The following is an 18644-nucleotide window of genomic DNA, read 5'->3' as shown; positions in this document are numbered from 1 at the left end:
TATGCTGCGCACATTCGATGTCGTGTTGATGGGGGTCATGGTCGCTGCGGCGGTGGTGACCTATTCGATCAAGCACAAGACCGATCTCAAGTTGGAACAGGTCCGCAAGCTTGAGACCGAAATCAAGCTCGAAAAAGACACGATCGATCTTTTGCGGGCCGACTGGGCACTGCTGACGCAGCCGAACCGCCTTCATCGTCTCGTGAATGCCTATCAGGACGAGCTTGGCCTTTCGCCGACGCTGCCGACACAATTGGCGCAGCCGCGGGAATTGCCGATGCTGCGCTCGCAATTGCCGCAGCCGCCCGAGCCGGAAGGCATGAGCGTTGCGGATGTCATCGCCGCCGCCGTCAACGGCTCCAAGCCGGGCGCTACGCTTGGCGGAGCTGCCAAGAAGAAATCACCGCCCGCCGGCCAGATTGCCGCCAATGGCGCTCCTGTTCCAACACCGCGGGCGCGTGTTTCCCGTCCCACGGCGGCTCCGGCTCCTGCCGTCGCCGCTGTCGCAGGCGATGAAGATGGCGAAATGGATGAAACCATAACTGGATCGGTGGACCGCTGATGTCTTTTCTCTCCCGCGTCATGGTTCTGAAGAGCAAGGCTCACTTTTCCGCCAGCACCACCGGCATTCATACTGACCATGCTGCTTTCGAGGGCGCTCGCAAGAAGAGGGCGGCCCAGGCGAAAAGCCGCGTCGGTCTCATCATTTTCGGCTTCATCGCCTTTTACGGCGTCGTGGGCGGCCGTCTGGTGCAATATGGCCTTGCAGAGCAGGAAACGGTTTCGAGCATTGCCCCTGCCGACCGGCTGATGGCGTCGCGTCCCGATCTTCTTGATCGTAACGGCGAGGTTCTGGCGACTGATATCCGCACCGTGTCGCTGTTTGCGGAGCCGCATCGCATCGTCGATATCGACGAAGCCATCGAGAAGCTGCGCACTGTATTGCCAGATCTCGACCAGCGCGGCACCTATCAGAAGCTTTCCTCCAATTCGCGCTTTCAGTGGCTGCGCCGTCAGTTGACGCCGAAGCAGCAGAGCCAGATCCTGGCGCTCGGCATTCCCGGTGTCGGTTTCCGCCCGGAAAAACGCCGCTTCTACCCTGGCGGGCCAACAGCTGCCCATGTTGTCGGTCACGTCAATATCGACAATCGCGGTGTTGCCGGAATGGAACGTTACGTCGACAGCCAGGGACTGGCCGATCTGACGGCGCTCGGCATGACCAGCGATCAGCCGCTGGAGCCGGTGAAGCTTTCCATCGATCTACGCGTCCAGTCCATCGTGCGTGAAGTCGTGACCTCGGCCATTACCAAGTTCCAGGCGATCGGCGCGGGGGCTGTGGTTCTGGATGTGCATACCGGCGAAGTGCTCGCTATGGCCTCTGTGCCGGATTATGATCCGAACAACCCGGCAGAAGGTGCCAAGGAAGGATGGCTCAACCGCATGTCGAACGGCACGTTCGAAATGGGCTCCACCTTTAAATCCTTCACCATTGCCATGGGTCTCGATTCGGGTCGCGTCCGCCTGGGCGATATGTTCGACGCGCGTTATCCGATCCGCATCGGTGGCTTCACCATCAAGGACTTCCACGGCAAGGGCCGCATGCTCTCGGTGCCGGAAATCTTCCAGTATTCGTCGAACATCGGTACGGCAAAAATCGCCGACACCGTGGGGACCGAAGGACACAAGGAATTCCTGACGCGGCTTGGCCTTCTGACGCGCATGCAGACCGAACTGCCTGAAGTGGCGCTGCCTTCGCAGCCCCGCGAATGGAAGAAGATCAACTCGATCACCATTTCATTCGGCCACGGCGTTTCAACAACGCCGTTGCAGACAGCAGTTGCCGGTGCCGCGCTCGTCAATGGTGGGAAGTTGATCGAGCCGACATTCCTGCCGCGCACGCGCGAACAGGCGGATCAGGTCGCAAAACAGGTGCTGAAGCCCGGCGCCAGCAAGGATATGCGCTTCCTGTTCGAATGGAACGGTGTCAACGGTTCTGGCCGTAATGCGCGCGTCGACGGTTTCAATGTCGGCGGCAAGACCGGTACGGCTGACAAGGTCGTCAATGGCCGTTATGTGCATGACAAGAACTTCAATGCCTTCCTTTCGGCATTCCCGATGGACGACCCGCAATATGTGGTGCTCTCTTTCATCGACGAACCGAAGACGGACAAGGGCAATGGCGCGGCACTTGCAGGCACCTCGGCTGCGCCGATGGTGCACGATATCATCAGCCGCACGGCGGCAGTGCTGGGCGTGAAGCCGAAGTTCGGCAAGGATGGCTCGGCCTTGCTCGTGTCTTATTGATTGTTAGAGCTTATGGTGTTCCGGCGAATCGCGCCGGGGGGACAAGACGGACACAGTCGATGAATTTGCGAGATATATCCGGGACGGCGTTTCCGGAATTGAATGAATTGCTCCTGTCTGAGATAGGGGCAATCGAAATCGGGGGAATTACCGCAGACAGCCGCAAGGCTGCGCCCGGCAGCCTGTTCGTGGCGGTTGCGGGAACCAAGGCGGATGGCGCGGCCTATGTGAAGGACGCGGTCGCCAAGGGTGCGGTTGCCGTCGTTTCCGGGCATGCGGTGGATGCCGATGTGCCGGTACTCGCTGTCACTGACCCGCGCCTCTACCTTTCGCTCGCCGCTTCCCGTTTTTACGGAAAACAGCCGGAAACCATGGTCGCCGTTACCGGCACCGCGGGAAAGACCTCCGTTGCCTCCTTCGTGCGGCAAATCTGGGCTTTCGCTGGCCATGCCGCCGCCCAGATCGGCACGACGGGTGTCATCGCTCCCGGCCGCGAAGATTATGGCGCGCTTACCACACCGGATCCGGTGACGCTGCATGCGCTTCTCGCCGAGCTTGCTGCCGAAGGCGTGACCCATGCGGCCATGGAAGCTTCGAGCCACGGCCTCGACCAGCGTCGCCTTGATGGCGTGAAGCTCGCTGCGGCCGGTTTCACCAATCTCGGCCGTGATCACATGGACTATCACCCGACCATCGAGGACTATATGGCCGCGAAGATGCGGCTGTTTGACACGCTGATGGAAAAAGGCGCGCCGGCCGTCATTTTTGCCGACGACCCTTGGTCGGATAAGGCCATTCGCGCCGCCGCGGATGCAGGCCTCAATGTGCGCACCGTTGGCCGGAAGGGCGATTATCTGACGCTGAAGCGTGTAGAGCATTTCCGTCACAAGCAGCTGATCGAAGTGCACCATGACGGCGTGATCCACGAAGTCGACATTCCGCTGGCCGGCGATTTTCAGGTAGCCAATGCTCTCGTCGCCGCCGGTCTTGCCATGTCCACCGGCGTTTCCGCCGCAACGGCCATGAAGGCGCTTGAAAAGCTGATCGGTGCTGCCGGTCGCCTGGAACTTGTGGGCCAGACGAAGAACGGCGCGCTTGCCTATGTGGATTATGCCCACAAGCCGGATGCGCTTGAAAATGTTCTGACCTCGGTCAGGCCCTTCACCTCCGGCCGCATCATCACCGTCTTCGGCTGCGGCGGCGACCGTGACAAGGGCAAGCGCCCGATCATGGGCGAAGTGGCGACACGGCTTTCCGACATCGTCATCGTTACCGACGACAATCCGCGCTCGGAAGACGCTGCAACGATCCGTTCCGAAGTCATGGCGGCTGCTCCGGGTGCGTTGGAAATTGGCGATAGGGCAGAGGCGATCCGTCATGCGGTGTCGCTGCTTTCGAACGGCGATACGCTGATCGTCGCGGGCAAGGGGCATGAAGAGGGGCAGATCGTCGGTTCCGTGACGCTGCCGTTTTCCGATCATGAACAGGTGCGTACCGCGCTGGAAGGATTGAAGATTTGAATTGGTTATGGACAGTCGCCGACATGATCGCCATCACGGCAGGGCGTCCCGTCGGGAACCTGCCGACCGGTATCACCGGCATTTCCATCGACAGCCGGACTGTGAAGGCTGGTGAAGCATTTTTCGCCATCAAGGGCGATAGGGTCGACGGCCATGACTATACGAGTTTTGCTGTCGCCAATGGTGCGGGCCTGCTGGTCGTCGCCGAAGGCAAGCTGCCGGCCCTCGGCCGCCTGACCGTGCCCATGATCGTCGTGGAGGATGTCCTCGCGGCGCTTGGCAAGCTCGCCATTGCGGCGCGTGAAAGGACCACGGCGCGGATCATCGCGGTCACCGGTTCTGTAGGCAAGACGACGACGAAGGAAATGTTGCGGCAGGCTCTGGCGCCTTCGGGCCGGGTTCATGCGGCGGTGGCGTCCTTCAACAATCACTGGGGTGTGCCGCTGACGCTGGCGCGCATGCCCGCCGATACTGAATTCGGCGTTTTCGAAATCGGTATGAACCACTCCGGCGAAATCCGTCCGCTGGTCAAGATGGTACGCCCGCATGTCGCGATCATTACCACCATCGCGCCAGCTCATTTGGGCAATTTCAAGAACATAGAAGAGATCGCGAGCGCCAAGGCGGAGATATTCGAAGGGTTGGAGGACGGCGGCTTCGTCATCCTCAACCGTGACAACGCCCAGTTCGAGCAACTTGAAGAAGCGGCGCAGGACCAGGGTATCGAGCATATCCTGACCTTCGGGCAGCATGCCAAGGCCGATTTCCGGCTGGCCGATTTCGAAAGCACGTCCACGGGCTCGACCATCTGGGCGATCCTGAACGGCGAAACGAGCGAATTGCACCTGAACATTCCCGGCAGGCATATTGCCGACAACGCCATGGCGGTGCTTGGCGCTGTTGCCGTCACCGGCGCCAATCTCGACCGCGCTTTCGAGGTGCTCGGAACGCTCGAGGCAGTCAAGGGGCGCGGCCAGCGCCATCGACTGACGATTGAAAGCGGCTCCTTCCTGCTGATCGATGAGAGCTACAACGCCAACCCCGCCTCCATGCGGGCGGCGATTGCCGTGCTTGCGGAAACAGAAACGCAGGGTTATGGCCGTCGCGTTGCCGTTCTCGGCGACATGCTGGAGATGGGCGAATTCTCAGCCCAGCTACACGAGGAACTGGCCGGACCGCTGCTAGCCGGTGGTATCGAACATGTCTGGCTGGCTGGGGAGGCGATGGCCGCCCTTCGCGATGCGCTTCCGGACAGTGTAACTGTCATCTGGTTCCCGACGACAGCTGAACTTGCCGATTTTGCCCTGCAATGGGTGCAACCGGGCGATGCGCTGATGGTAAAATCGTCACTTGGGCTGGGTTTCGGCAAGATTGTCGCGGCGCTGCTTGACAAGTATCCGGCATTCCCCGAGACGGAACGCCAAGTCTGAAATAGCCTTTTGAAAGGGCAATTATGCTGATCTGGCTCGTCGAACTGTCGGATAAAATTCAAGTCTTCAACCTCTTCCGGTACATCACCTTCCGGGCGGGTGCGGCGATGTTCACCTCTGCGTTGATCGTCTTCCTTTTCGGACCGGCGATCATCAATTCGCTGCGCGTGCGCCAGGGCAAGGGCCAGCCGATCCGTGCCGACGGGCCGCAGACGCATTTCAAGAAGGCTGGCACGCCGACCATGGGCGGGCTGATGATCCTTGCCGGTATTCTCGGCGGTTCGCTGCTCTGGGGTGACCTGTCGAACGTCTACGTCGTCGCCGTTCTGATGGTGACGCTCGGCTTCGGGGCTATCGGCTTTTATGACGACTATCTCAAGGTGACGAAGCAGAGCGACAAGGGCTTTTCCGGCAAAGCCCGTCTCGGCATCGAATTCCTGATTGCCGCGATTGCCGTGTTCTTCATGATGAAGGTGGCGCTTGCTTCCGCACCGCATGGCGGCACGCTCGGAAGCTCCATCGCCTTTCCGTTCTTCAAGGAACTCGTGATCAATCTCGGCTATTTCTTCGTGCTGTTCGGTGCTTTCGTGATTGTCGGCGCCGGCAATGCGGTTAACCTGACCGACGGTCTCGATGGTCTCGCCATCGTGCCTGTCATGATTGCAGCCGCCACCTTCGGCGTGATTGCTTATCTCGCCGGTAACGCGGTTTTCGCCAATTACCTGCAGATCAACTTCGTGCCCGGAACGGGTGAGCTCGCTGTCATCGTCGGCGCGGTGGTCGGGGCTGGCCTCGGCTTCCTGTGGTTCAACGCGCCGCCCGCCGCCATCTTCATGGGTGATACGGGTTCGCTGGCGCTCGGCGGCCTCATCGGCTCCATCGCTGTCGCCACCAAGCACGAGATCGTCATGGTCATCGTCGGCGGCCTGTTCGTGATGGAAACGCTCTCGGTCATCATCCAGGTTTTCTGGTTCAAGCGCACCGGCAGGCGCGTTTTTCTGATGGCGCCCATCCACCATCATTTCGAGAAAAAAGGCTGGACGGAAAGCCAGGTGGTCATCCGTTTCTGGATCATTTCCGTCGGGCTGGCGCTGCTCGGCCTTGCTACGCTGAAGCTGAGGTGAGCGATGATCCCGGTCTCGTCGTTCAGAGGTAAGAAGGTCGCGCTTTTCGGGCTTGGCGGTTCGGGCCTTGTCACGGCCCGGGCGCTGGTTGCCGGCGTGGCGGATGTTGTTGCTTTCGACGATAATCCCGACAGCGTCGCCAAGGCTGAGGCCGAAGGGATAACGACGGCTGATCTTCGAACGATAGACTGGCATTCCTTTTCGTCTTTCGTGCTCGCACCCGGCGTGCCGCTAACGCATCCGAAGCCGCACTGGTCGGTCGATCTTGCCCGGGCGGCGGGTGTCGAGATTATCGGCGATATCGAGCTTTTCATTCGCGAGCGCCGGGCGCATGCGCCGGATTGCCCCTTCATCGCCATCACCGGCACGAACGGCAAATCCACGACGACCGCACTGATTGCCCATATCCTCAAGGCTTCGGGCCGCGATACACAACTCGGCGGCAATATCGGCACTGCGGTGCTGAGCCTCGATCCGCCGAAAGCGCAACGTTTCTATGTCGTTGAATGCTCGTCCTACCAGATCGATCTGGCGCCGACGATCAATCCGACGGCCGGTATTCTGCTCAATCTGACGCCCGACCATCTCGACCGGCACGGCACCATGCAGCATTATGCCGATGTCAAGGAACGGCTTGTGGCCGGCAGTGGCACGGCAATTGTCGGCGTTGATGACAGCTATTCCACGCTGATCGCCGACCGCATCGAGCGTGCCGGCGTGAAGGTGGAGCGCATTTCCAAGCGCAATGTCGTTTCCGAAGGTCTTTATGCCGAAGGCAGCCGCATCCTGCGGGCGCATGGGGGCAAGTCCTCGCTGCTGGTCGATCTCGACGGCATCCAGACGCTTCGCGGCAGCCACAATGCCCAGAATGCAGCGGCTGCAATTGCCGCATGCCTTGCCGTCGGCGTTTCCGAAGAGGACGTTCGCGCAGGTCTCAAGTCCTTCCCCGGCCTAAAACATCGCATGCAGCCGGTCGGTCGGCGCGGCAATGTCACTTTCGTCAATGACAGCAAGGCAACCAATGCCGATGCCGCAGCACCGGCCTTGTCTAGCTATGAGCGCATCTATTGGATCGCGGGCGGTTTGCCGAAGGCCGGCGGCATTGCCAGCCTTGCGCCCCTGTTTCCGCGCATCGCCAAGGCCTATCTGATCGGCGAGGCGGCGGCGGAATTTGCAGCGACGCTCGGCGAAGCCGTGCCTTACGAAATATCCGGCACGCTGGACAAGGCGGTGCAGCATGCGGCGGCGGATGCGGAAAAAGATGCGACGGCCGGCAATATCGTGATGTTATCCCCGGCTTGCGCAAGCTTTGACCAATATAAGAACTTTGAAATCAGAGGTGATTCGTTCGTCGCGCAGGTTGCGGCGCTCGATGGCATGACGATGCTCGTTCACTCTGGAAAAGGGGGCTGAGGCCATGGTAAGCCGAGTTGATCGCGGTCCGGTCGCGGAATGGTTCTGGACCATCGACCGTTTCTTTCTGGCGGCGTTCATCGCGCTGATGGGCATCGGCCTGATGCTGTCATTTGCGGCATCGCCGGCGGTCGCCGAACGCATCGGTCTCAACAGCTTCTTCTTCGTGGAACGTCAAGCGATGTTCATGGTGCCTTCGCTGGCGATCATGATCGGTCTTTCCTTCCTGTCGCCGCGTCAGGTCCGACGCGTGGCGGTGATGATGCTGATCGCGTCGCTGCTGATGATGATTTTCGCGCTGTTCTTCGGTATCGAGGTCAAGGGCGCACGGCGCTGGATTTCCATCGGCAGCTTCTCGATCCAGCCATCGGAATTCATGAAGCCCGCCTTCGTCATTGTCTGCGCCTGGCTGTTTGCCGAACGCGCGCGTCACCCCGAAATTCCCGGCAACCTCTTCGCTATCATCACCTTCGGTATCGTGGCGGCACTTCTGATCGCCCAGCCCGACTTTGGCCAGACCATCCTGACATCGGTGGTGTGGGGCGGCATGTTCTTCATGGCCGGTGTTCCGTGGTTCTGGATCATCGTGCTCGGCGGCCTCGGCGTTCTTGGCATCGTCTCCGCCTATCTGCTCCTGCCGCACGTCGCCGGCCGTATCGACCGTTTCTGGACCGGTGAGGGTGATACCTTCCAGGTGGATACGGCGCGCGAGGCGATCATTCGTGGCGACTGGTTCGGTCGCGGCCCCGGTGAGGGTATCGTCAAGCGTATCATTCCCGACAGCCATACCGACTTCATCTTCTCGGTGGCGGCGGAAGAATTCGGCATTGTTTTCTGCATGTTCCTTGTGGCGATCTTCGCCTTCATCGTGTTGCGCGGCCTCTCGCACGCCTTCAGGGAAAAAGACGATTTCTGCCGCTTTGCCGTGGCCGGTCTGGTCCTGCAGATCGGCATGCAGTCGATGATCAATATCGGCGTTAATCTGGAGCTTATGCCCGCCAAGGGCATGACGCTGCCGCTGATTTCCTATGGTGGTTCGTCGATGATGGCGATCTGCGTCACGGCAGGCTTCCTTCTGGCGCTGACACGCCACAGGCCGGAAAAGAGGGCGCAGGAGCGCAGCTTCTTCCGCGTCGGTTCCGGCGTTCCTGCGGAGTAAATGATCATGAGCAAGGGTATTGTTCTGCTCGCCGCCGGGGGTACCGGCGGCCATGTCTTTCCAGCCGAGGCCTTGGCGCACACGCTGAAAGCGCGCGGTTATCAGGTGCATCTGGTCACCGACAGCCGTGCCGAGCGTTATGCGGGAAAGTTTCCGGCGGAAGAAATTCACGTCGTTCCATCCGCCACCATTGGTTCGAAAAACCCGATTTCCGTGGCGCGTTCGCTGTGGAAGCTGTGGACAGGGCTGCGTTCAGCGCGCCGGCTGATCACGAAGCTGAAGCCGGTTGCGGTCGTCGGCTTTGGCGGTTATCCCACCGTGCCGCCGCTGCTTGCCTCGACCGGGCTTGGCGTGCCATCGATCATTCACGAGCAGAATGCGGTGATGGGTCGTGCCAACAAGGCGCTGGCGGCCCGTGTGAAGGCGATTGCCGGCGGTTTTCTGCCGCCCGCCAACGGCCAATATTCCGACAAGACGGTTGCGACCGGCAATCCCGTGCGCCCGGCGGTGCTGGCGGCGTCAGAGATACCCTATACGCCTTCGCAGACCGGCGAGACGTTCCAGCTCGTGGTTTTTGGCGGCAGCCAGGGAGCGCAGTTCTTTTCAAGCGCCGTTCCGGCGGCGATCTGCCTGTTGAAGGACGAGCAGCGCAAGCGCATCGTCGTGACCCAGCAGGCGCGCCCAGAAGACAAGGACAGTGTGATCTCCTCGTATCAGAAGCTGGGCGTGAAGGCGGATGTCTCGCCTTTCTTCGGCGACATGGCCTCGCGCATCGGTGAGGCCGATCTGGTCATCAGCCGTTCGGGTGCATCGACGGTATCGGAGCTTTCGGTCATCGGCCGACCCTCGATCCTCGTGCCTTATCCGCATGCGCTGGATCACGATCAGGCGGCCAATGCGGCAGCGCTTTCGGCAGCCGGCGGTGCAAGCGTTATCAAGCAGGCGGAACTGTCGCCGCAGAAGCTCTCCGGCCTTCTCTCCTCGGCGCTGTCCGAGCCGGATCGGTTGTCCGCAACGGCGGCGGCGGCCAAGGCGACAGGAAAACCGCATGCGGCGGATGTACTGGCCGATCTGGTCGAGGCGATTGCGAGCGGAAAGTCCGTACAGGAATTCAAGAAGAACATTGAAGGAGTTGAGGCATGAAGATGCCGAAAGCCATAGGCCTTGTCCATTTCATCGGCATAGGCGGGATCGGCATGAGCGGCATTGCCGAAGTGCTTCACAATCTCGGTCATCGCGTACAGGGCTCCGACCAGGCCGACAGCGCCAATGTGCAGCGCCTGCGCGACAAGGGCATCGAGGTCTTCGTCGGCCACACGGCGGATAATCTCGGTGATGCCGAGGTCGTGGTCGTTTCCACCGCGATCAAGAAGAACAATCCGGAGCTGATCGCCGCGCGGGAAAAACACCTGCCGATCGTTCGCCGTGCCGAAATGCTGGCTGAACTCATGCGTTTCCGCAACGCCATTGCCATCGGTGGCACGCACGGCAAGACCACGACGACCTCGATGGTCGCGACCCTGCTGGAAGCCGGCAATCTCGACCCGACCGTGATCAACGGCGGCATCATCAATGCCTATGGCACCAACGCCCGCATGGGCGAGGGCGAGTGGATGGTGGTGGAGGCCGATGAATCCGATGGCACATTCCTGAAGCTTCCGGCCGATGTGGCCGTGATCACCAATATCGACCCGGAACATCTTGACCACTACGGCAATTTCGACGCCGTGCGCGCTGCTTTCCGGCAATTCGTGGAGAATGTTCCGTTCTACGGCTTCGGCGTCATGTGTCTCGACCATCCCGAGGTGCAGGCTCTGGTTGGGCGTATCGAAGACCGTAAGGTCATCACCTATGGTGAGAACCCACAGGCCGACGTGCGGTTTTCGAATGTGCGCATCGATGGCACGCGGTCTATCTTCGATGTGGAAATTCGCCGGCGCCGCACCGGCAAGATATTCTCCTTCACGGACCTCGTCCTGCCGATGCCCGGTCGCCACAATGTTTCGAACGCAACGGCTGCGATTGCCGTCGCCAATCGTCTCGGTATTTCGGAAGCGGACATCAAGAAGGGCCTCGCCTCCTTTGCCGGCGTCAAGCGTCGTTTCACGCTGACGGGCGAAGCCAATGGCGTGCAGGTCTTCGACGATTACGGTCACCATCCGGTTGAGATCAAGGCTGTGCTCGCGGCTGCGCGCGAAGCCTGCAAGGGCCGCATCATCGCCGTGCACCAGCCGCACCGCTACAGCCGCCTTTCCAGCCTGTTCGATGATTTCGCGCATTGTTTTAACGATGCCGATACGATTATTCTTGCTCCGGTCTATGCAGCGGGCGAAGATCCGATCGAGGGCGCAAGCTCGGAAGCGCTGGTCTCCGCAATCAAGGCTGCCGGCCATCGCGATGCCCGTTTTCTCGAAAAACGGGAAGATCTCGCGTCAATGGTTGCAGGCATTGCGAATCCGGGCGATTTCGTGGTTCTCTTGGGGGCCGGAAATATCACGCAATGGGCGGCAGCGCTGCCTTCGGAATTGAAGAGCATATCAGGAAAGTCTGAATGAGACAGGTCGATGGGGTTAAATTGCTGGGGAGGCTCGGCGACGGGGTAAAGGAATTGCGGGGACGTCTGACACCGGATGCGCCCATGGACCGCGTGACGTGGTTCAGAGCCGGCGGTCTTGCGGAAGTCATGTTCCAGCCGCACGATACCGACGATCTGGTTACATTCCTGAAAATCCTGCCGGAGGACGTGCCGTTGACCGTGGTCGGTGTCGGCTCGAACCTTCTGGTGCGCGATGGCGGCATTCCAGGTGTCGTCGTCCGTCTTTCCGCCAAAGGTTTCGGCTCGGTGGAGCTTTCGGGTGAAAACCGCATCAAGGCAGGCGCGATCTGCCCGGACAAGCATATTGCCGCGATGGCCATGGATAATGGCATTGGCGGTTTCCATTTCTATTACGGTATTCCCGGCTCCATCGGCGGCGCTCTGCGCATGAATGCGGGCGCCAACGGCGGTGAAACGCGTGAGCGTGTCGTGGAGGTTTATGCGGTGGACCGTCAGGGCAACCAGCATGTGCTCTCCAATGCCGATATGGATTACAGCTATCGCCACTCCGGCGCCGATGCTGGTCTTATCTTCACCGGCGCCCTGTTTGAGGGTTATCCGGAAGACCGCGCGAAGATCCGCGCCGATATGGACGCCGTGCGTCACCACCGCGAAACCGTGCAGCCGATCCGTGAACAGACCGGTGGATCGACCTTCAAGAACCCCGAAGGTCATTCCGCCTGGGAGCTGATCGACGAAGCGGGCGGTCGCGGTCTGGTCATCGGCGGTGCGCAGATGTCATCGCTGCATTGCAATTTCATGATCAATACTGGCCATGCGACCGGTTACGATCTGGAATATCTGGGCGAGACCATTCGCAAGCGCGTGTTCGAGAAGTCGGGCATTCGGCTGGAGTGGGAAATCAAACGGCTTGGGCTATTCATGCCGGGTCGCGAAGTGGAGCCCTTCCTCGGCGCCTGAAAATTGCGATGCCTCGCGATTGCCATGAGCAACTGCGTTAGCCGTTTCATATCTCTCCTGGCAGCACCAAGCGGCCAGGAGTTTTTGTTTCATATCATCCTTGGCGAAGGGTAACGGTCGATCAATAGTTTTTATCTATAAGCAGTATTTAGATTACGGGAGAGGCAGCGTTGCGCCACTCTACTGCTTGGGTGATATTTATGAGCATTTTCATTGCCGATCGCGTAAGCGGACACTTCTCACGTTTTTTAAGCGAACTCGTCGCGATAACGACATTCACCGTGGCGACACCGGATGGATGGCGTCGGCTTGACCCGGTACAGTCATCATTTCGATTGGCTTGCCTGATCGCTTCCATAGCCGCCGTTATCTGTGTCGTTGCGATCCTGACGATGGCGCAGTTGGACCTGGTCTCGGACTTGAGCAATGGGCTCACAATCGGCCTGGTCCTTAGTACGACAATCTCTTTCACCGTCGGTTTTTTAATTTGCTGGCTCAATGCGAGGCAGATGCAGTTACTGATCCAGTCACACGAGCGTTTTGCCCAGCTCAGCCAGACTGATGCTCTGACAGGTCTTCACAACCGGCTAGGTCTTTATTCGAATTGCGTTCACCTGAGCACGCCGTATTGCGTCGCATTTATCGACATTGATCATTTTAAGTCCGTGAATGACAGCTACGGCCATTTGGCTGGTGACATGGTTATCTCCAGTGTCGCCAAGACAATTCGGGAAGGTTTCGATGAAGCCGCTCATGTGGCGCGGATGGGCGGTGAAGAGTTTGTCGTCGTCCACACCCTTGCCCCGGACCGGTTCCTGGAACAGTGCGAAGGCGTCCGTGAGAAGATCGCGACGACAACGGTTCATTTTCAGGATTTGCAGATCAGTACCACCATCTCGATAGGTGTGGCCTTGCGCGGGAACAGGGAGATTTTCGAGAAGGTCATGCACAATGCGGATATGGCGCTCTACGAGGCGAAACGTGGCGGGCGTAATCGCATCTGTTCGTCGGGCGCGAAAGGTGGCCGTCAAATTATCGCTTGAGGATCATCACAGACGAAAAAAGGCCGCGAAAGGTGATTTCGCGGCCTCGATCTTTTAGTGGCCTGTCGCTCAGACTTCATCCTTGCGGGACAGAAGAATGCAGGCGAGCGTGATGAGGGCGGATACGCAGAGGTAATATCCGACATATCCCATGCCGTAATTCACCTGCAGCCATGTGGCGATGTAGGGTGCCAGCGATGCGCCGAAGATGCCTGCCATGTTGAAGGTGATGGACGAGCCGGTGTAGCGCACCCTTGTCGGGAAGGGGGCGGCAAGCGCCGTTCCGATCAGGCCGTAGGTCATGCCCATCAGCGTCATCGCAAGAGCCGCGAAGATGAAGATCGAACCTTCGCCGCCTGTCATCAGGGTAGGCAGCAGGAACGAGAACAGGCCGATCAGCACCGTCGTCAGGATCAGGATTTCGCGACGGCCGAAGCGCTCAGCGAGCTTGCCGGCGATCGGGATGAAGATGCCGAAAACGATGGAGCCCATGATCTGCACTTCAAGTGCGTCGAGGAACGGGATTTTCAGAACCTTGACGTTGTAGGACAGCAGATAGGCGGTACCGATATAGAACAGCACGAAGGTAGCCAGCGCCACGAAAGTGCCGAGCGCGAGGCTGCGCTTGTGGTTGCGGAACAGTTCCACGACCGGCACGGCAACACGTTCTTCCTTTTCGATTGCCTTCTGGAACGCAGGCGTTTCGGTGATCGACAGACGAACCCACATGCCAACCGCGATCAGGATGATTGAAGCGACGAAGGGAATGCGCCAGCCCCAGCTCAGAAGCGCTTCCTGCGACATGAAGTGCAGCAAGATCCAGAAGACGCCGGAGGAGAGGAACAGACCGACGGGCGCGCCGAGCTGCGGAAACATCCCGTACCAGCTGCGCTTGCCGGGAGGAGCGTTTTCCGTGGCCAGCAGGACCGCGCCGCCCCATTCTCCGCCAAGACCGAAGCCCTGACCGAAGCGGCAAAGCGCCAGCAACAGAGGTGCCAGAACACCGGCTGTCTCATAGGACGGCAGAAGGCCGATCACGACCGTCGATACGCCCATGGTCAGCAGAGCGGCGACAAGCGTAGCTTTACGGCCGACGCGGTCACCATAATGGCCGAAAACGACGGCGCCGAGCGGGCGGGCGAAAAAGGCGATGGAGAAGGTGGCGAAGGATGCCAGAAGTGCCGTCATCGGATCATTGTTCGGGAAGAACAATGTCGGAAACACGAGCACTGCGGCCGTGGCGTAAACGTAAAAATCGAAAAACTCGATGGTCGTGCCGACCAGGCTGGCAGTGAGAACTCGTGCAGGCGAATTTGTCTTTACAACGTTCGAATTGCCAGCTGTCGGCGATACCGGAGATATCGCGTCAGTCATGGTTTTGGTCCCATTTTTGGATGATTGCATGTCATGCCTTGGGAGGCATTGACTGCGTTAACGCAATTTTTGTTCTTTTGGAATGCTAAAAAAGAAATAATGCGGACAATGTGATCGGCTGGTACGACAGGGACCGCAGCGTGTGCGAGGACGCAGTCTCAAGATTGAGAGACTGATTCAGGCGACGGATTTAAAATGCTGAAACGTCAGATAATTTTCGCTGGGGAAAAGCGTCATCCGTTAACGTTTTCGCCTTGTCTTTATCAGGGATAGAAGTGTGCGGCACCCTCGTTGTATTTCCGATCATTGAAAACCTGCATGTTGCAATCCGTCCAACTCTCTGATTCCAAGGAGGTAATTCGGATCGATGCTGATTCTTTAATGGAACTGGCATGTTGGGCGCGGCGGTTAACGAAAGTAAACGATTCATTAACCTTAATGGCGTTTAACTGATCTCAAGGATCATGTGCCAGAATCACCGTTCGTCAAATTCGGTTGGTTCCGGTGCGGTTCGTAGCGGAGATTTGGTGTCAGAGGTATCGATGGGCGGCAAGCACGTAGCTGTTCTTTTGGGTGGGTTTTCGTCGGAGCGGCCGGTCAGCCTCTCGTCCGGGAACGCTTGCGCGCTCGCCCTTGAGGGCGAGGGGTACAAGGTCACCCGGGTCGATGTGGGGCGCGATATCGCCGCCGTACTCGGCGAGCTGCGCCCGGATGTCGCCTTCAATGCGCTGCATGGCCCCTTCGGCGAAGACGGCACCATTCAGGGCATTCTCGAATATCTCGCCATTCCCTATACCCATTCCGGCGTGCTCGCTTCTGCACTTGCCATGGACAAGGCGCAGGCCAAGAAAGTGGCTGCGGCTGCTGGCATTCCGGTGGCTGACGAACGCGTCATGAACCGGTTCGAATTCACCAGCGAACATCCGCTTGCGCCGCCCTACGTCGTGAAGCCGGTGCGCGAAGGCTCGAGCTTCGGTGTGGTGATCGTCAAGGAAGACCAGTCGCATCCGCCGCAAATCCTTACCTCGTCCGAATGGCGTTACGGCGATCACGTCATGGTCGAGCGTTACATCCATGGTCGCGAACTGACCTGCGGCGTGCTCGACGGCGAGGCGCTAGGTGTGACGGAAGTGGTGCCGCTGGGTCACAATTTCTATGATTATGACGCTAAATACGCAGCCGGTGGCTCAAAGCATGTCATTCCGGCAGAAATTTCACCAAAAATTTACCAAAAAATTCAAACACTGGCGGTTATGGCGCATCGGGCGATCGGGTGCCGTGGCGTAAGCCGTTCAGACTTTCGTTACGACGACCGCTTCTCAGAAGATGGCGAAGTTATCTGGCTTGAAGTGAATACGCAGCCGGGCATGACGCCGACCTCCCTGGTGCCGGAAATGGCGGCCCATGCTGGCCGCTCCTTTGGTAACCTTGTCAGCTGGATGGTGGAGGACGCTTCGTGTTTGCGGTGACCGGCAAAAAGTCGACGGCAAAAAAGCGCGAGCAATTCGTGGCGACGGCAAATGCCGACGATCGCAGGGTGCTACCGCGTCCGCTGCGTCGTTTCGTGCGTTTCGGTGTCAGCCTTGCGACCGGACGCATCCACATTCCCGCCCATACCGGCACGATTTCGGCTGTTGCCTTTTACGCGGTGATCGGGCTTTACGGCATGTCGCTTGGCGGACATACGAATATCGTCACCCAGACCACGACCTCGGCCGCCGGTTTTGCGGTTGAGGACGTGAAGGTATCCGGCAATTTGCAGACATCGGAAATCGAAGTCTTCCAGCTTCTCGGCCTAGACGGCAGCACCTCCCTGATTGCGCTTGATATCGATGCGGCACGCCGCAAGCTCGTCCAGCTTCCCTGGGTCGAAGATGTCGATATCCGCAAGGTCTATCCGAAGACGGTTGAGGTTCGCCTGAAGGAGCGTGAAGCTTTCGGCATCTGGCAGCATGGCACGGAACTGTCGCTGATCGAAAAAAGCGGCAGCGTGATCGCGCCGCTGCGTGACAATAAATTTGCCGCCCTGCCGCTTTTCGTCGGACGTGACGCGGAAACGGGTGCTGCCGGTTTCGTAGCGCAACTGGCCGATTGGCCGGAAATTCGCAACCGCGTTCGCGCCTATGTTCGCATTGCCGGCCGCCGCTGGGATCTGCATCTCGACAACGGCATCGTCGTCAAGCTGCCGGAAGAGAACCTGCCGCAGGCACTGCAATTGCTGGCACGGCTCGATCTCGAGGAAAAGGTTCTGTCGCGTGATGTCGCTGCCGTCGATCTGCGTCTGACGGACCGCACCACGATCCAGTTGACCGAAGGTGCAGCAGAGCGCCGCCAGACGGCGGTAGATGCACGCACGAAGGCACTCAAGAAAGCGGAGAAGAACACATGAGCTTTTTTGGTTCTTCCCATTTCGGTCTGCCTCGTCTGAAGCCGCTGTCTTCCAAGCGCAGCCACATCGTTTCGGTGCTCGACATCGGCTCGACCAAGGTCGTTTGCATGATCGGACGGCTGACGCCGCGCCAGGAAAGCGAAATCCTGCCGGGTCGCACCCACAAGGTGGAAATCATCGGCATTGGTCACCAGCGCTCGCGCGGTGTGAAATCCGGCGTGATCGCCGATCTTGACGCGCTCGAAGGCGTGATCCGTCTTTCGGTGGATGCGGCCGAGCGCATGGCAGGCCTGACCGTCGACAGCCTGATCGTCAATGTTTCCGCCGGCAGGCTGGCAAGCGACATCTATACCGCGAGCATCGATCTCGGCGGACAGGAAGTCGAAGCAAGCGACCTGCGCAAGGTTCTGGTGGCGGCGAGCCAGCAGTCCATGCGTCAGGACCGGGCGATCCTGCATTCGCTACCAACAGGCTATTCGCTGGATGGCGAGCGCGGCATTCGTGATCCGCTGTCGATGTATGGCGATCTTCTCGGTGTCGACATGCATGTGGTGACTGTCGAACGCACGGCGCTGAAGAACCTCGAGCTTTGCGTCAATCGCGCGCATCTCTCGGTCGAGGGCATGGTGGCGACGCCCTATGCCAGCGGTCTTGCGGCACTGGTCGATGACGAGGTCGAGCTTGGCTGTGCCGCCATCGACATGGGCGGCGGCACCACGACGATCTCGGTTTTCGCCGAAGGCCGTCTCATTCATACCGACGCGATCGGCCTTGGCGGCCATCACGTTACGACAGATCTTGCACGAGGCCTCTCGACACGAATCGAAGATGCGGAGAGACTGAAGGTGGTGCATGGTTCGGCTTTGCTGAATGGCGCGGATGAGCGCGACATGATTTCGATCCCGCCGATTGGCGAAGATGATCGCGATCAACCATCGCAAGTTTCAAGGGCACTTGTTACCCGCATCGTGCGGGCGCGTATCGAAGAGACGCTGGAATTGATCCGTGATCGTATCCAGAAGTCCGGCTTCAGCCCCATCGTCGGCAAACGTGTTGTCCTGACGGGCGGCGCGAGCCAGCTGACGGGGCTGCCGGAAACGGCACGGCGCATTCTTGCCCGCAACGTTCGTATCGGCCGCCCCATGGGGGTTGCGGGTCTTCCGGTTGCGGCAAAGGGACCGGCATTTTCAACCGCATGCGGACTGATGATCTATCCGCAGGTGGCGGACATCGAAATTCATGCGGCGCAAGGCGGAATGTTCTCGCCGTTTGGTACGGGTAGCGGCCGGATAGCCCGGGTAGGGCAATGGCTGAAAGAGAGTTTCTGAGTGGCCTCGTGGCGTGAGCCTGAGGTTTCCAAGTTGAGTTTTC

15 protein-coding genes are annotated in these 18644 nt (G+C 59.4%); 14 read left to right on the top strand and 1 reads right to left on the bottom strand.

Annotated features, from left to right (window positions below; genetic code table 11):
- The first annotated feature begins 1 nt into the window (after position 1).
- The 11 genes from ftsL (at position 2) to G6L97_RS08440 (ending at position 13510) form a co-directional block, all read left to right on the top strand.
- Complete coding sequence (gene ftsL / locus G6L97_RS08490; RefSeq protein ID WP_003513232.1) at positions 2 to 562, top strand: cell division protein FtsL; 561 nt, start codon at positions 2 to 4, stop codon at positions 560 to 562.
- Complete coding sequence (locus G6L97_RS08485; RefSeq protein WP_003513230.1) at positions 562 to 2304, top strand: peptidoglycan D,D-transpeptidase FtsI family protein; 1743 nt, start codon at positions 562 to 564, stop codon at positions 2302 to 2304. Before ftsL ends, G6L97_RS08485 begins: the two co-directional genes overlap by 1 nt.
- A gap of 59 nt (positions 2305 to 2363) precedes the next feature.
- On the top strand, positions 2364 to 3824 hold the full coding sequence (locus tag G6L97_RS08480) for a UDP-N-acetylmuramoyl-L-alanyl-D-glutamate--2,6-diaminopimelate ligase (RefSeq protein WP_013636513.1): 1461 nt from the start codon (positions 2364 to 2366) through the stop codon (positions 3822 to 3824).
- Complete coding sequence (locus G6L97_RS08475) at positions 3821 to 5254, top strand: UDP-N-acetylmuramoylalanyl-D-glutamyl-2,6-diaminopimelate--D-alanyl-D-alanine ligase (protein ID WP_013636512.1); 1434 nt, start codon at positions 3821 to 3823, stop codon at positions 5252 to 5254. The genes G6L97_RS08480 and G6L97_RS08475 overlap by 4 nt, the downstream gene beginning before the upstream one ends.
- A 23-nt stretch (positions 5255 to 5277) precedes the next feature.
- On the top strand, positions 5278 to 6378 hold the full coding sequence (mraY, locus tag G6L97_RS08470; RefSeq protein WP_003513226.1) for a phospho-N-acetylmuramoyl-pentapeptide-transferase: 1101 nt from the start codon (positions 5278 to 5280) through the stop codon (positions 6376 to 6378).
- A 3-nt stretch (positions 6379 to 6381) separates the two neighbouring features.
- Positions 6382 to 7791 carry a UDP-N-acetylmuramoyl-L-alanine--D-glutamate ligase gene (gene murD / locus G6L97_RS08465; RefSeq protein WP_111783560.1) on the top strand — a complete coding sequence of 470 codons (1410 nt, stop codon included), beginning with the start codon at positions 6382 to 6384 and terminating at the stop codon, positions 7789 to 7791.
- A gap of 4 nt (positions 7792 to 7795) precedes the next feature.
- Positions 7796 to 8950, top strand: a complete 1155-nt coding sequence (gene ftsW, locus G6L97_RS08460) for a putative lipid II flippase FtsW (protein WP_003513223.1) — start codon at positions 7796 to 7798, stop codon at positions 8948 to 8950.
- 6 nt (positions 8951 to 8956) lie between these two features.
- On the top strand, positions 8957 to 10093 hold the full coding sequence (gene murG / locus G6L97_RS08455) for an undecaprenyldiphospho-muramoylpentapeptide beta-N-acetylglucosaminyltransferase (protein ID WP_111783635.1): 1137 nt from the start codon (positions 8957 to 8959) through the stop codon (positions 10091 to 10093).
- Positions 10090 to 11505, top strand: coding sequence for a UDP-N-acetylmuramate--L-alanine ligase (gene murC / locus G6L97_RS08450; RefSeq protein WP_111783559.1), 1416 nt, complete (start codon positions 10090 to 10092; stop codon positions 11503 to 11505). The genes murG and murC overlap by 4 nt, the downstream gene beginning before the upstream one ends.
- Positions 11502 to 12467, top strand: coding sequence for a UDP-N-acetylmuramate dehydrogenase (gene murB / locus G6L97_RS08445; protein WP_003513214.1), 966 nt, complete (start codon positions 11502 to 11504; stop codon positions 12465 to 12467). Before murC ends, murB begins: the two co-directional genes overlap by 4 nt.
- A gap of 200 nt (positions 12468 to 12667) precedes the next feature.
- On the top strand, positions 12668 to 13510 hold the full coding sequence (locus tag G6L97_RS08440) for a GGDEF domain-containing protein (RefSeq protein WP_236762578.1): 843 nt from the start codon (positions 12668 to 12670) through the stop codon (positions 13508 to 13510).
- 69 nt (positions 13511 to 13579) lie between these two features.
- Here the strand turns inward: G6L97_RS08440 and G6L97_RS08435 are convergent, their stop codons facing one another.
- Positions 13580 to 14884 (bottom strand): MFS transporter, encoded by a 1305-nt coding sequence (locus tag G6L97_RS08435; RefSeq protein ID WP_003513212.1) that lies wholly within the window; start codon positions 14882 to 14884, stop codon positions 13580 to 13582.
- Between the two features lie 542 nt (positions 14885 to 15426).
- On the opposite strand from G6L97_RS08435, the gene G6L97_RS08430 reads away from it, so the two are divergent.
- From G6L97_RS08430 to ftsA, 3 genes are read left to right on the top strand one after another with little or no spacing between them, the layout of a single operon-like run.
- Positions 15427 to 16353, top strand: a complete 927-nt coding sequence (locus G6L97_RS08430; RefSeq protein WP_003513211.1) for a D-alanine--D-alanine ligase — start codon at positions 15427 to 15429, stop codon at positions 16351 to 16353.
- Positions 16341 to 17273 (top strand): cell division protein FtsQ/DivIB, encoded by a 933-nt coding sequence (locus G6L97_RS08425; RefSeq protein WP_003513210.1) that lies wholly within the window; start codon positions 16341 to 16343, stop codon positions 17271 to 17273. The genes G6L97_RS08430 and G6L97_RS08425 overlap by 13 nt, the downstream gene beginning before the upstream one ends.
- Positions 17270 to 18601, top strand: a complete 1332-nt coding sequence (gene ftsA, locus G6L97_RS08420) for a cell division protein FtsA (RefSeq protein ID WP_003513208.1) — start codon at positions 17270 to 17272, stop codon at positions 18599 to 18601. The genes G6L97_RS08425 and ftsA overlap by 4 nt, the downstream gene beginning before the upstream one ends.
- Positions 18602 to 18644: the final 43 nt, after the last annotated feature.

Source organism: Agrobacterium tumefaciens (assembly GCF_013318015.2).
Taxonomy (GTDB): domain Bacteria; phylum Pseudomonadota; class Alphaproteobacteria; order Rhizobiales; family Rhizobiaceae; genus Agrobacterium; species Agrobacterium tumefaciens.
This window is presented reverse-complemented; position numbering and strand designations above follow the sequence as displayed.

Coding starts and splice junctions, on each gene's coding strand:
- G6L97_RS08480 (WP_013636513.1), top strand. CDS start 2,364: ATGAATTTGCGAGATATATCCGGGACGGCGTTTCCGGAATTGAATGAA.
- G6L97_RS08435 (WP_003513212.1), bottom strand. CDS start 14,884: ATGACTGACGCGATATCTCCGGTATCGCCGACAGCTGGCAATTCGAAC.
- G6L97_RS08485 (WP_003513230.1), top strand. CDS start 562: ATGTCTTTTCTCTCCCGCGTCATGGTTCTGAAGAGCAAGGCTCACTTT.
- ftsW (WP_003513223.1), top strand. CDS start 7,796: ATGGTAAGCCGAGTTGATCGCGGTCCGGTCGCGGAATGGTTCTGGACC.
- ftsA (WP_003513208.1), top strand. CDS start 17,270: ATGAGCTTTTTTGGTTCTTCCCATTTCGGTCTGCCTCGTCTGAAGCCG.
- murC (WP_111783559.1), top strand. CDS start 10,090: ATGAAGATGCCGAAAGCCATAGGCCTTGTCCATTTCATCGGCATAGGC.
- ftsL (WP_003513232.1), top strand. CDS start 2: ATGCTGCGCACATTCGATGTCGTGTTGATGGGGGTCATGGTCGCTGCG.
- murD (WP_111783560.1), top strand. CDS start 6,382: ATGATCCCGGTCTCGTCGTTCAGAGGTAAGAAGGTCGCGCTTTTCGGG.
- G6L97_RS08430 (WP_003513211.1), top strand. CDS start 15,427: ATGGGCGGCAAGCACGTAGCTGTTCTTTTGGGTGGGTTTTCGTCGGAG.
- mraY (WP_003513226.1), top strand. CDS start 5,278: ATGCTGATCTGGCTCGTCGAACTGTCGGATAAAATTCAAGTCTTCAAC.
- murB (WP_003513214.1), top strand. CDS start 11,502: ATGAGACAGGTCGATGGGGTTAAATTGCTGGGGAGGCTCGGCGACGGG.
- murG (WP_111783635.1), top strand. CDS start 8,957: ATGAGCAAGGGTATTGTTCTGCTCGCCGCCGGGGGTACCGGCGGCCAT.
- G6L97_RS08440 (WP_236762578.1), top strand. CDS start 12,668: ATGAGCATTTTCATTGCCGATCGCGTAAGCGGACACTTCTCACGTTTT.